Source organism: Massilia forsythiae, assembly GCF_012849555.1.
In the GTDB taxonomy this organism is placed as follows: Bacteria; Pseudomonadota; Gammaproteobacteria; order Burkholderiales; family Burkholderiaceae_D; genus Telluria; species Telluria forsythiae.
In genome coordinates this window covers 5423260-5436446 of sequence record NZ_CP051685.1, presented here as the reverse complement: position 1 = coordinate 5436446, position 13187 = coordinate 5423260, and the positions used below count along the sequence as shown (strand labels likewise).

General features: G+C 66.8%; 8 protein-coding genes and 1 pseudogene. 4 read left to right on the top strand and 5 right to left on the bottom strand.

What is annotated here, in order from left to right:
- Positions 1-506 precede the first annotated feature (506 nt).
- Positions 507-1028, top strand: a pseudogene (locus tag HH212_RS22775) (group II intron reverse transcriptase/maturase); the annotation flags it as partial.
- 40 nt (positions 1029-1068) lie between these two features.
- Here HH212_RS22775 and HH212_RS22770 read toward each other — a convergent pair.
- Positions 1069-2318, bottom strand: a protein-coding gene (locus HH212_RS22770) for an IS3 family transposase (RefSeq protein ID WP_229217358.1) whose coding sequence is annotated in 2 segments (ribosomal slippage) — positions 1069-2033 and positions 2033-2318 — 1251 coding nt in all. Because the reading frame shifts where the segments join, the coding sequence is not laid out codon by codon here.
- Between HH212_RS22770 and HH212_RS22765 the strand changes: the two genes are divergently transcribed.
- Positions 2230-3228, top strand: a complete 999-nt coding sequence (locus HH212_RS22765; RefSeq protein WP_255486853.1) for a reverse transcriptase domain-containing protein — start codon at positions 2230-2232, stop codon at positions 3226-3228. The genes HH212_RS22770 and HH212_RS22765 overlap by 89 nt on opposite strands.
- 282 nt (positions 3229-3510) lie before the next feature.
- Here the strand turns inward: HH212_RS22765 and HH212_RS22760 are convergent, their stop codons facing one another.
- A complete protein-coding gene (locus HH212_RS22760) occupies positions 3511-4272 on the bottom strand; it encodes an Npun_F0296 family exosortase-dependent surface protein (RefSeq protein ID WP_170204576.1) in 762 nt (253 codons plus the stop codon).
- Between the two features lie 328 nt (positions 4273-4600).
- On the opposite strand from HH212_RS22760, the gene HH212_RS22755 reads away from it, so the two are divergent.
- On the top strand, positions 4601-5539 hold the full coding sequence (locus HH212_RS22755; RefSeq protein ID WP_170204575.1) for a bile acid:sodium symporter family protein: 939 nt from the start codon (positions 4601-4603) through the stop codon (positions 5537-5539).
- A 28-nt stretch (positions 5540-5567) separates the two neighbouring features.
- Here HH212_RS22755 and HH212_RS22750 read toward each other — a convergent pair whose 3' ends face one another.
- The 3 genes from HH212_RS22750 to HH212_RS22740 are packed head-to-tail and all read right to left on the bottom strand — an operon-like array spanning position 5568 to position 10710.
- Entirely contained in the window at positions 5568-6605 is a 1038-nt protein-coding gene (locus HH212_RS22750; protein ID WP_170204574.1) for a formylglycine-generating enzyme family protein, read from the bottom strand.
- Between the two features lie 12 nt (positions 6606-6617).
- Positions 6618-8468, bottom strand: coding sequence for an arylsulfatase (locus HH212_RS22745; RefSeq protein WP_170204573.1), 1851 nt, complete (start codon positions 8466-8468; stop codon positions 6618-6620).
- Between the two features lie 28 nt (positions 8469-8496).
- A complete protein-coding gene (locus HH212_RS22740; protein WP_170204572.1) occupies positions 8497-10710 on the bottom strand; it encodes a TonB-dependent siderophore receptor in 2214 nt (737 codons plus the stop codon).
- A 318-nt stretch (positions 10711-11028) separates the two neighbouring features.
- Between HH212_RS22740 and HH212_RS22735 the strand changes: the two genes are divergently transcribed.
- Positions 11029-13146 carry a TonB-dependent siderophore receptor gene (locus HH212_RS22735; protein WP_211172399.1) on the top strand — a complete coding sequence of 706 codons (2118 nt, stop codon included), beginning with the start codon at positions 11029-11031 and terminating at the stop codon, positions 13144-13146.
- Positions 13147-13187 lie beyond the last annotated feature (41 nt).

Genomic DNA, 13187 nt, shown 5'->3' with positions numbered 1-13187 from the left:
AGCTCCCCTATGGAGCGAGGGAACTTGAGCGCCCCATTCACACTGCTGGGGTCGCAAGTTCGAAACTTGCACCGCCCACCAGGATTTTTCGGAAAGGCCAGCGTTCAGCTGGCCTTTTTGTTTTGGTGCGCCCAGCATGGGCGCACTTCTGGAGGTGCAAGTCCTCCCGCAAGCTGACCACAGCGAGCGAAGCGAAGCGCAACTGCGGAAGGGCGACCGACCGTGGGAAGGAAGCGTGAATCGAAACTGCGAGCCGATGAACAAGAATCGGATACAAGGCGCTACCGAGCAGGGCGAGCGGGCCAATCACCGCGAAGCTCTTGTGGTCAAGGCGAAGTGGCGTAGATCCGGCGGTTGTGCAGTGAAGGAGTGCGTTCCTACCTGGGGAGATCTCGTCTTGCGCCTGAAAGGGCGACGAAAAAAAATCGGAGCGAGAAGTCAGCAGAGGCCGTAGTAGCCCGTTTTTTTTGAGGGTGAAGGGCCGAACGAGTAGGAGTGTCGACACCTTGTCGATGAGTCGTGTACGGCATCAGATGTCCGCAACAGCGGAGCGGGTCGCGGTAAGGCGGGGTGAAACCTCGTCCAAAGCGATCAGCGATAAAACACGTTTCCCGCGACAGGAACGGGAAGGCACAGGGCGAGACTTGCTCACGCAAGCGCTCGCGAGGGAAAACATGCAACGCGCATGGAAACGCGTGAAGGCGAACAAGGGCGCCGCAGGTGTCGACGGTCTGGATATCGCAAAGACGGGACAACACCTGAAGCACGCTTGGCCCTCCATCAGGAAACAGCTGATGGAAGGCACGTACCGGCCCCTGCCGGTGCGGCGCGTCGGCATCCCGAAGCCGGATGGCAGCGAGCGTGAACTGGGGATACCCACCGTGATCGACCGTCTGATTCAGCAGGCACTCTTGCAGGTGCTGCAACCGCTGATCGATCCCACTTTCAGCGAACACAGTCACGGGTTCCGGCCCGGCCGACGTGCGCGTGATGCCGTGCTTGCAGCACAGCAGTACGTGCAGGAAGGCTTAAAGTGGACCCATCAGTCAAGACACTCAGCCGGCTAGTTTAAGCTGTGTCCGTTTCCACTTCAGCAGCTGCCCGGCGCTGCCCCGTACTGCCGATTTTTTCTTGCTCTAGGCCCGCGTCGCCGAACCTGTCGACGATCAGCGCACCGCCTCCGACACCGGCGCGGTAGACATGATCCGGCGTCTCATATCTCAACGCCTGATGCGGTCGCTCGGCGTTGTAGAACACAAAGTACTGCGCCAGGCCGACTGTTAGTTCGGGCATGTTGGCATAACCCTTCAGGTACACGTCTTCGTACTTCACGTTGCGCCACAAGCGCTCGACGAAGATGTTGTCCAGCGCCCGCCCGCGTCCGTCCATGCTGATCGCCACACCTTCGCGCTTGAGCACGCCGGTAAAGGCGTCGCTGGTGAACTGCGCGCCCTGGTCGCTGTTGAATACATCCGGCCTGCCGTGGTGGCGCAGCGCATCTTCCAGGCAGTCCACGCAGAACGACGCGTCCATGCTGTTGCTGATGCGCCAGGCCAGTACCCGGCGCGAGTACCAGTCGATGATCGCCACCAGGTAGGCAAAGCCACGCGCCAGGCGGATATAGGTCAGATCCGTACTCCACACCTGGTTCGGTCGCGTGACTGCTACCCCGCGCAACAGGTATGGATAGACCTTGTGCTGCGGATGCGGCTTGCTCGTCGCCGGCCCCGGCGCCATGCCCGCCAGACCCATTTCCCGCATCAAGCGCTGCACGCGCTTGCGATTGACCTGGTGCCCTCGACCTCGCAGGAACACCGCCATGCGCCGGCTACCGTAGAACGGCCGGCCGGTGTATTCCTCGTCGATCAGGGCGCGCAATCGGTCGTCTTCCTCGTTCATGCATGCCTGGCGTGTTACCGCTTCCAGCCGCCGATACACCGTCGAACGCGGCACGCCGGCCAGTTCGCACTGCATGGTCAGCGGCATCGCGTCTTCCCGCGCAATCCACCGTGCCCGCTCGGCAGGACTCATTCCCCAAGCTTTTTTTTGAGCCAATCCACCTGCATCTTCAACTTGCCGATCTCGCTGTACAGCTTGTCCTCGGGACTGCTTTCGTCCACCGGCTTCGGCCCGCGCTTGACGTCGAACAGCGCGCCGGCGTTCTCCAGAATCTCCTTCTTCCACTGCGTCACCAACTGCGGATGCACGTCGTGCTCCTGCGCGATCTCGTTGATCGTCTTCACCCCGCGCACCGCTTCCAGCCCGAGCTTGCCCTTGAACTCGGCACTGTGCACCCTGCGTTTTTTACCTTCACTCATTCGCTGTCATCCTTTCGCGGACGACAGCTTAAACCACTGTCTCAAATTCGGGGTCCACTATAGCTACCGCACCGTGGTCGACGTCGATCTGTCGAAATTCTTTGATCGGGTCAACCACGACATCCTGATCGATCGTCTCAAGAAACGCGTGAACGAGGCTGGCGTAATCTGGCTGGTCCGTGCTTATCTGAACGCGGGCATCATGGATGGCGGCGTGGTGGTCGAACGCGCCGAGGGCACGCCGCAAGGCGGGCCGCTCTCGCCGTTGCTGGCCAATGTGCTTCTCGACGAGGTGGATCGCGAGCTGGAACGAAGGGGGCATCGCTTTGCCCGCTATGCCGATGACTGCAATGTTTATGTGCGCAGTCGGAAAGCGGGTGAGCGGGTAATGGCTTTGCTCAAGCGTCGCTACGACAAGCTGCACTTGAAGATCAACGAATCGAAAAGTGCGGTGGCAAGCGCATTTGGCCGCAAATTTCTGGGCTACGCCTTTCGGGCAGCTCCGAAAGGCGAGGTAAAACGCAAGGTCGCCAGTCAGGCGTTGAGCAAGTTCAAGCAGCGAATCCGGGAACTCACCCGGCGATCCGGGGGACGCAGTATCGAACAGGTGATTGAAGGTCTACGCCCCTACGTCCTGGGCTGGAAGGCTTATTTCGGATTGACGCAAACCCCGAAAGTCTGGCGCAAGCTGGACGAATGGATGCGTCACCGGATGCGGGCTATCCAACTCAAACACTGGCGGCGCGGGACGACGATCTACCGTGAATTACTGGCTCTGGGCGCTCCGGCTGCTGTGGCCCGTCAAGTCGCGGCGAATAGCCGCAGATGGCAACGCAATAGTCGCTACCTGCTCAACCGGATTTTCACGATTGCCTACTTTGATCGTCTTGGCATGCCACGACTCTCATAACCTCAACTACTCGAACCGCCCGGTGCGGACCCGCATGCCGGGTGGTGTGGCAGGGGACCGGTCAGTTTATCTGGCCGCCCCTATGCCGATCCGGTCCGCTTTCGGTCCGCTTTCTCAGCAGCCGGCCGCCGTTGCCGCATCACGCCGGCCGGCAGCGCGCGGCCGCGACCAGGCCGTCCAGTCGCTCCTGGCCGCAGTTGGTCATCGGGTTCTGCCTGGTCTAGACTAGGGTCTTGCGCCGGCCAGCCCTCGTGCACCGGCACCGGGCATTCGTTCCGAACGTCAGCGCTTCTTGCGCTTGCGAGCGGCAACCAGGGCGACCGCGCTCAAGCCCAGCAGCGACAGCGAGCCGGGTTCCGGGACCGGATTGAGCACCGTGCCGCTGGTCGTGACATAACGGCCGACGGTATGGTTGTCCGATTCGTAGCCCGAATTGGCGACGGTCTCCGAGAACTCGACGCGATCGAAGCCGCTCGCATCCTGATCGAAGAAGTTCAGGAAGACGTAGGGCTGCGGCGTGTTTTCCCCGGTCTTCGGATTGCCGCAGTAGGGATTGCTGGTGCCGGTCGCGCAGCTGCCGGTGAGCGCCAGCACGGCATCCGGACTGAAGCTGAAGACCAGCTCGTCGCCTTTGAAGAATTTCAACTGGTTGCCCGCATCCAGGGCCGACAGCCAGAATCCGAAATATGTTACCGGGTCCGCGCTCGACAGGGACAGGGAATAGATCGCCGACGAAGCGCTGCCGGTCGACGTCAGCGCATAGTTGCCCTCGGCGCCGCCATACAGGTTTTGATTCGCGATATCGACGTTGGTGTAGGTGCCGGTGATCGCACCCGAACCGGTCATGCCGAAGGTCGTGGTAAACGATTGATTCAGGCCGGTCTGGCGGGTGGTGAAACGCTCGACGCCCTTGGTGGTGAACGCCGCGGTGGTGTCGGTAACGCCCGGCGCCTCGTAGGTGACGGTAAAGGCCGGGGCCGCGCCCGCGATGCCGGACAACGTGGCAAGGGACAGGGCGACGAGATGGTTGCTGAACGATTTCACTTATTTTCCTTATGGTAATTAAACAAGAAACTTTGATAATTTATAAATATATTAAGCAATGTTTATGCTAAAGGGAAGTGTTTATTTACTTGCAACATGTTTGTTTGGGGAATTTTGATATCTCGATAGGGCCCATGGGTGCGGTGAACCGATGCGTCACCGGTTCAAGGACACTGCCCATAACTGTTTAAATGCAACTAACCGATTGATGCTTCGATTGAAATATCGAGCGAGCAGGACATCGTGGTGTCGATTGGCTACAATGCCGTCCGGTCCGCCACATGGGGTGCGCGGACGGGCGCATCGATCGACAGCGAAAAGGGCACGCGTGAACGCATTGGAAAAAGCCAGCAACGTCGTCGGAAAGACGTTTTCCCTATGGGTGATCCTGTTCGCCTGTCTCGGCTTTTTCTTCCCGCAGCTGTTTGTCGCTTATAAAACCTGGATCGCGCCGCTGCTCGGCGTCGTCATGTTCGGCATGGGCCTGACCCTGTCGGCGGCCGATTTCCGCGCCGTGTTGCGGCGCCCGCGCGACGTGCTGATCGGCGTGGTCGGCCACTACCTGATCATGCCCGGCATCGCCTACGTGCTGGCGCTGGCGTTGCGGCTGCCGCCCGAGATCGCGGTCGGCGTGATCCTGGTGGGTTGCTGCCCGAGCGGCACCGCCTCCAACGTCATGACCTTCCTGGCCAGGGGCGACGTGGCGCTGGGCGTGTCGATCGCGCTGGTGTCGACATTGGTCGCGCCGCTGGCCACGCCGGCCCTGGTGTCGCTGCTGGCCGGCAGGTGGATGGCGATCGATACCCGCTCGCTGTTCCTGGACATCGTGCAGGTGGTCATCGTCCCGATCGTGCTGGGCGTCGTCGCCAAGACGGTCTTCCGCAGGCAGGCGGCCGCCAGCGTCAAGGCGCTGCCGCTGGTGTCGACGCTGACGATCGTGTTCATCATCGCCATCATCGTCGCCTTGAACCAGCCGAAGATCCTCGGCAACGGCCTGCTGATCCTGGCCGCGGTGGTGCTGCACAACCTGCTCGGGTTCGCGCTCGGCTATGGGTTCGCGCGCCTGTTCGGCATGGACCTGGCCAAGCGCAAGGCGGTGACGCTGGAGACCGGCATGCAGAATTCCGGACTCGGCGCCGCGCTGGCCGCCGCCCATTTCACGCCACTGGCGGCGGTGCCGAGCGCATTGTTCAGCGTGTGGCACAACCTGTCCGGTTCGGCGCTGGCCACCTGGTTCGCGCGCAAGGCGGAGCGGCCGATACGGTGACGACCCGGCCGCCGCCGCGGCAACGCTGCTAGGGCGCGCGCAAGACCGTCCGGAAGCCGATGTGGCTGGCGCCCAGGTCGGCTTCCTGCGACTCGCGCGCCGCCGCGCGGTAGCGCACGCAATAGTCGGGCGAGCACAGGAAGGAGCCGCCCTTGATCACCATCGGCCGGTCCGGCCTGGGCGCCGATGCCGCCGTGGCGACGGCCGCCGTATCCCCGTTCATGTGCGGCTGGCGCGGGCCTTCGTACGGGTCCCTGGTCCATTCCCAGGCATTGCCGATCATGTCGTACAGGCCGAAGGCGTTGGGCGCGTAGCAGCCGACCGGGGCCAGGCCGGCGTGGCCGTCGGCGGCCAGGTCGGCCAGCGGGAACGGGCCCTGCCAGTAGTTGGCGGCCGGGCGGCCGGCGCCGTCCACCGGCGCCGTGTCCAGTTCCTCGCCGTCGCGCCCGGCCTTGCCGGCGTATTCCCACTCGGCCTCGGTGGGCAGGTCGCGTCCCAGCCAGCGCGCGTAGGCGAGGGCGTCGGCCTGGGTCACCATGACGACCGGCTGGTTGGGCGGCGGCGCGGCGGGCAAGTTTCCGTCGGCGGCGGGGCCGTCGCGCCGCTTCCAGTCGGCGCCGCGCACGTAGTTCCACCAGGCGTACGGGCGGCGGCCCAGCTTGTCTTCCCCGGGCGTGTGGAACACCACCGCCGCGCCCTCGCGCTCGGCCTGCGTGACGTAGCCGGTGGCGTGCACGAAGCGCTCGAACTGGGCGTTGGTGACCTCGGTGCGGTCGATCCAGAACGCGGAAACATGGCGCCGTTCGCCATCGGCCGGGCGCTCGTCCGGATAGCCGCGCGTGCTGCCGAATACGAAGTCGCCACCCGGCACCCGCACCATGCCGGCATGGACGTCGCTGCCCCATCCCGGCGGCAGGCCGCCGTTGGCAGCGCAAAGCGCCTCGCTGCCCAGGGACGTCGCGGCGCGGGCGGGGCCGCCGTCCGGCGCGGCGCGGCTCCACACCGCGGCGCCGATGCAGGCCAGCACGAGCAACAGCGTCGAAGGACGGTAAAACGCGTTCAGCATGCCGCCATCTCCTCAGTAGAACCCTGCCGGGCGCAGCGGCTCAACGCCGCCGACCTGCGTCATGTAAGCCTGCCAGCGCTGCACCAGCTGCGCCACGACCTCCGGGTGGCCTGCGGCGACGTCGCGGTTCTCGCCGCGGTCGCTGCGCAGGTCGTACAGCTGCCAGTGGCCGTCGGTCGGTCCCTGCGGCGGCTCGGCCCACACCGCCTTCCAGCGGCCGTCGGCGCTGAACACGTAGCCGCGCCCGTAGGATTCGTCGGCCGCGGGCAGGCCGCGCTCGGCCAGCCTGTCGCCGCGCAGCAGCGGCAGCAGCGAAGTGCCGCTGACCGGGTACACGTTGCGGCCCTTGTAGACCACCTTGCCGGCGTTGCGGTCCTTGCCGCCGGCCGCGTCCGGGTCCGGCGGGGCGGGCCGGCGCGGCGGCTCGATGCCGGCCACGGCCAGGAAGGTGGCGGTGTTGTCGGTCACGTAGGTCCAGTCGCGCAGGACCGGCTGGCGCCCACCCTGGCCGGACCCGCCGGGCAACCGGACGATCAGCGGGGTCGACACGCTGCCCTCGTGCGAGGCGCCCTTGACGTTGCGGAACGGCGCGGCGCTGACCTCGGCCCAGCGCAGCCCGTACTGGATGCGCTTGAGCTGATCGGTGCCTAGTTTCGCGTACGCCTCCGGCGCGGCGTTGGCCTCGTCGGTGGCCCTGGGGTCGGCGCCGCCGTCCACCGGCCAGCCTTCGGCGCCGTTATCCGACTGGAACATGATGAAGGTGTTGTCGTATTCGCCGATCTCCTTCAGGTACCGGATCAGCAGGCCGATGTTGTGGTCGAGATTGTCGACCATGCCGGCGTAGATTTCCATATAGCGCGCCTGCGCCTTTTTTTCCAGCGGCGTGAGGCTGTCCCATTTCTTGACCACGCGGCCCGGGCCGTAGTCGACGTGGCCCTGCGCCGCGCCGTTGACGGCGTTGACGTAGCGCGCTTGCGGCGTGCCGCTGTTGGCCGTGGCCGGCGACTGGCGTAGCGTCTCCGGCAGGCCGGCGTAGGGCGTGAAGTCGGCGGGGATGATGCCCAGCTGCTTCATGCGCGCGATGCGCGCCAGGCGGATCGCGTCGTAGCCGGCGTCGTAGCGGCCCTTGTACTTGCTCAGGTAGGGTTCCGGCACCTGCAGCGGCCAGTGCGGCGAGGTATAGGCTGCGTAGGCGAAGAACGGCTTGCCGTCGCCGCGCCGGGCGTCGATGTACTCGATCAGCTTGCGGGTATAGAAGTCGGTCGAATAGAAGCCCGGTCCCGGCTGCACGAAGCGGCCGTCCTCGCTGTAGTTGCGCGCATCGGCCGGCTCGTGGCCGAAGTGGTTGCGCGCGGCGCCCGGCAGCAGCGCGTAGCTGCGCTCGAAGCCCCACTGGTCGGGCGTCTTGCCCTTGCCTTCCTCGCCGGCGCCCAGGTGCCACTTGCCGGCCATGTAGGTGTGGTAGCCGCCGTCGCGCAGCAACTGGGCCACCGACAGGGCGCTGTCGTTCAGGTAGCCCTCGTAGCCGGGCAGGCCACGGCGTTCGTCGCGCGGCGCGCCCATCGTGCCTTCGCCGACCAGGTGGTGGTCGGTGCCCGAGATCAGCATCGCGCGCGTGATCGCGCACACGGTGCCGGTATGGTGGTTGGCGAGCAGGCGGCCGTCGCGTGCCAGCGCGTCCAGGTTGGGCGTCTCGATTTCGCCGCCGAAGGCGCCGATGTCCGAGTAGCCGAGGTCGTCGGCCATGATGTACAGGATATTGGGGCGCTTGGCCGGCGCGGCGGGCGTGGTCGCTGCGCCGGGTACGCCGATCGCGGCGGCGAAGGCGGCGGCGGCGAGGGCGCCGCTGGTGAGTCGTTTCATGGAAGCTCCTTGGACAAGATGGCGGTCGTCACAGGTCGACGCGCAGGTTGGCGGCCAGCGTGCGCGGCGCGCCGATCTGCAGCGCGTTCGAACCGGTCGAGTACCAGTAGCGGCGGTCGGCCAGGTTGTTGGCCTGCAGGCGCAGCGTCACCCAGCGGCCGTCCACGTGCGTGCGCCAGGCGGCGCCGGCGTTCAGCAGCGTCAGCGCCGGCACGGTCCAGGCGTTGGCGCTGTTGACGAACTGTTTTCCCAGGTAGCTGGCGTTGGCGTGCAGCGACAGCCCGGCCACCTGCGGCACTTTCACGTCGGCGCCCAGCACCGCCTGGAAGCGCGGCGTGCTCTCGACCCGGTTGCCGACGATGGCCGGACTGGTGGCGCGGTAGGTGGCGTCGAGCCAGGTGGCGCCGGCGTTCACGCTCAGCCAGCGCCGCAGGTCGGCGCGCCCGTTCAGCTCCATGCCCTGGTAGCGCAGCTCGCCGCCCTGCGTCAGGACGCCGCGCGCATCGGCGGTGTAATCGGCGTAGGTGGCGCCGCGGCGCACGCGGAACAGCGCCGCCGACGCGCCCCAGCGCGCCTGGTCGGTCTTCACCCCGAGTTCGGCCTGGCGGCTCTTCAGCGGCGGCAGCACCTCGTTGGCGTTGGCGTAGACGGCGGACACGGTGCCGCCGTCTTCCAGCGCCTCGACGTAGCTGGCGTACACGGTGGCGGCCGGCGCCGGCTTGTACAGCAGCGCCACGGTGGGCGAGGTCGGCTTCTTGCGGTAACTGGAGGTGCGCGCCCCGCTGGCGGCGTAGTTCAGGTTGCGGTAGTCGACCCGGCGCGCGCCGGCCAGCAGCGACCAGCGCTCGTTAAAGGCGATGGTGTCGCTGGCGAACACGGACTGGTGGCGCCAGGTCGAGATCGTGTAGAAGGTGTGGCGGTCGATGCTGGACGTGTCGACCAGCGCCGGCGCCGGCTGGTAGAGGTTGCCGGCGGTGGCCGCGCTGAACAGGCTCAGCGCCGACTGCGGATTGAGCGTGCGCGACAGCGCCTGGCGGCCGGCGCCGAACACCGTCGTGTGGCGCAGGGCGCCGGTGGCGAAGCTGCCTTCGATCGTCGCCGACAGCGCGTTGTAGGTCAGGGTCGGCCGGTAGAACGGGTTCAGGCGGTTGCTGTAGCCGCCGGCGGCATTGGTCAGGTACAGCGTCTCGTAGGCGCTGTCGATGCGCTTGTAGCTGTGGCCGTAGGTCACGTTGGCCTTCCAGTCGCGGTTTATCTGCCAGTCGACGCCGCTGGTGGCCATCCACATCGTCGAATCGTAGTAGGAAGTGGCGTAGGCGCCGTAGTTAATGCGCCCGTCGACCGGCGCCGGCAGCCGGGCGGCGGCCGGGTACACCTGCAGCGACACGGTCGGCGCGCCGCCATCGAGGTCGCGCTCCTGGTACAGCAGGCTGGCGTTCCAGGTGAGGTCGCGCGTGATGCGCGCGTCCAGCGCCAGCGACGCGGCGTCGCGCTTGAGCCTGACCCCGTTGTAGGTATCGCCCTGCTCGTGCACCAGGTTGGCGCGGTAGCCGAAGCGGCGCTCGCTGCCGAAGCGGCCGCCAGCGTCGAGGTGCGCCTTGCGCAGGCTGGCACTCGCATAGCCGATATCGACGCTGGCGGTGCGTTCCTCGGTCGGCTTCTTGGTGACGTAGTTGACGATGCCGCCCGGCGCGGAAAAGCCGTACAGGAAGCCGGTCGCGCCTTTCAGCAGCTGCACCGACTCGATCGTTTCCAGCGGCAGCTCGACGCCGTACATCTGGAACGGCTGGCCGTCGATCTTGAAGCCGTTGGTGAAGTCGAGCGCCAGGCCGCGTACCGCGATGGCGTGGGCCGACTGGGTATAGGTGCCGCCCTTGGCGGTGACCGAGGCGTCCTCCGCGAACACCTGCGCCAGCGAGGCGACCTGGCGGTCTTCCAGCTGTTCGCTGGTGACGGTGGCGGTGGCGAACGGCGTGTCGAGGTCGGAGCGGCTGCCGAGGGCGCCGCGCGAACGCGCTTTCTCGCCTTCGCGTTCGCGCTCGCCGTTGATGGTCACGGTCTGGACGGCGGCGGCGTCCGGCGCCGCCGCGTCGTTGTCGGCCGCGGCGGGGCCGTTCGCCTGCGCCTGCGTGTGTCCGGCGCCGGCGAACAAGCCGGCGACGAGGGCGGCGATGCGCGCGTTGCTGCGCGCGGCGTTGTGCGCGCTATTGCGCGTGCCGCGCACGATGGTGGTTCTGTGCATGCTGTTTCCTGTTGTTTGTGGTCTTGTCGTGCAGGACATCGCACTGCGCCGATCAGGCAGGCATGGCAATCCGGCGGGCCGCCAGCCTCGCGCGCGTTGGCGCCGGCCGGCAAGGGGCGAAGCGGGACAGGCACCGTGGATAACGGTGTTGTTCGTTGGACATGCATGATAAGTTTTGCCGCACTGCGGCAAAACCATCGATTTCTGCTATGGATAGATGAAATGCTGGAAAGGGCTTGCGGCAACTACTAATTGAAAATGATTCTCATTACCGATATGATGCCCGGTGATCCGAACAACCATCGAAAGCCGGGCGCCATGTCGTCCTGCCTGCAATCCCCCGATTTCTTCCGCCTCTCCTTGCTGGCCCTGGCCCTCTCCAGCGCCTTTCCTGCCATCGCCGCCGCCCAGGAGGGCGACGAGCAGGCCATGCAGGCGGTGCGCATCACCGCCGCCAGGGCCCAGGGTTTCGTCCCGCGGACGGTGGAGGCGGGGAGCTTTCGCGGCGCCGACGTGATGGACGTGCCGTCCACCGTCAACGTCGTGACGCGCGAGGTGCTGGAACTGCAGGGCGCCGCCGGCCTGTATGATGCGCTGCGCAATACCGCCGGCGTGACGCGCCAGCAGAACGCCGGCGACACCTGGGACCAGCTGGTCATCCGCGGCATCGCGGTGGAAAACCGCACCAACTACCGCCTCAACGGTTCGCTGCCGATCATGAATTTCTCCCAGGTGCCGCTGGAGGACAAGGAGCGGGTCGAGGTGCTCAAGGGCGCCACCGCGCTGTACTACGGCTTCACCTCGCCGGCCGGCGTCGTGAACTTCGTCACCAAGCGCGCCGGCAGGGCGCCGGTGACGACGCTGGGACTGACGCTCGACCAGAACGGGTCGGCCGTGGCCTCGACCGACGTGGCGCGCCGTTTCGGCGAGCGCGGCCAGTTCGGCGTGCGCGTGAATGCCGCCGGCGGCACGCTCGGCTCCTACCTCGACGGCGTCGGCAACGGCAACCGCGGCTTCGCCTCAGCGGCGCTCGACTGGCGCGTGGACGAGCGCCTGCGCCTGAGCGCCGACATCGAATACGACAGGCGTCGCGTGACCGAGCAGGCCGGGATCGCGCTGCCGACCGCCGTGAGCGGCGTGATCGCGCTGCCGCGCGCGGTCGACTCGCGGCGCCTGGTGGGGCCGGACTGGGCGCTGTTCAAGGCCGAGAGCAGGAATGCCCAGCTGCGCGCCGACCTGGCCCTGAACCAGGACTGGGCGCTGACCGTGGAAGCCGGCCATGCGCAGACCGAACGCGACCGCGCCTTGCCGGTGTTCCGCTTCACCAACGCCGCTGCCGTGGCCGGCGGCGCCGGCCGCATCACCGGCAACCTGCAGCATTCGCTGGTGGACTCGAGCATGCTGCGCGCCGAACTGGCCGGCTCCTTCGCCACCGGCCCGGTCACGCACGACCTGACCCTGGGCGCCACCGGCACCGACAAGGGCCAGGACCCGATCTACCAGGCCAACTACACGATCCCGGTGCAGAACCTGTACGCGCCGGTCGCGGTGACGGGCGTGACCGTCGGTGCCTATCCCGCCACGCCCACCACGGCCGCACTGGACAGCCGCGACAAGGGCCTGTACGCGATCGACCGCCTCGGCTTCGGCCGCTGGCAGGCGATCGCCGGCGTGCGCGCCGTGCAGTACCGCAGCGACCAGGGCGCCAACCACTACGACGTCGGCAAGACCACGCCGATGGCGGCGCTGGTCTACCGGCCCGGCGACGACGTCTCGCTGTACGCCTCCAGCGCCCAAGGACTGGAAGAAGGCGAGACGGCGCCGACCGGCAGCGCCAACCAGAACGTGCGCCTGGGGCCGGGCGTCAGCAGGCAGAAGGAACTCGGGGCGCGCTGGCGTACCCCGGGCGGCCTGCTGCTGCAGGCGGCCCTGTTCGACATCCGCCGACCCGGCTACTACACGAATGCCGCCAACGTCTTCACCGCCGACGGCGCGCAGCACTACCGCGGCATCGAACTGGCCGCGCAGGGCAAGCTGACGCGCCAATTGTCGTGGCAGGGCTCGGCCCAGGTGCTCGACCCGCGCTTCGAGCGCATCAACGCGCAGTACGACGGCAAGCTGCCGGAAAACGCAGCGCGCCGCACCGCCAGCAGCTTCCTGTCGTACGACCTCGACGCAGTGCCTGGGCTGTCGCTCAACGCCGGCGCTTACTTTACCGGTCGGCGTCCGGTCAACGACCTGGACCAGGCCTTCTTGGGCGGGAATACCCTGTTCAGCGCCGGCGGCCTCTACGCCACCCTGGTGGGCGGCAAGCGCACCACCTGGCAGATCAACGTCGACAACGCCGGCGACAAGCGCTACTGGGCCGGCGCCGGCACGCGCCTGAGCGCGGGCCTGCCGCGCCTGGTCAAGCTGGGCGTCAAAGTGGATTTGTGAGGCGGGCGCGCCCGGCTGGCGATGCCGGCGCCGTCAATCGC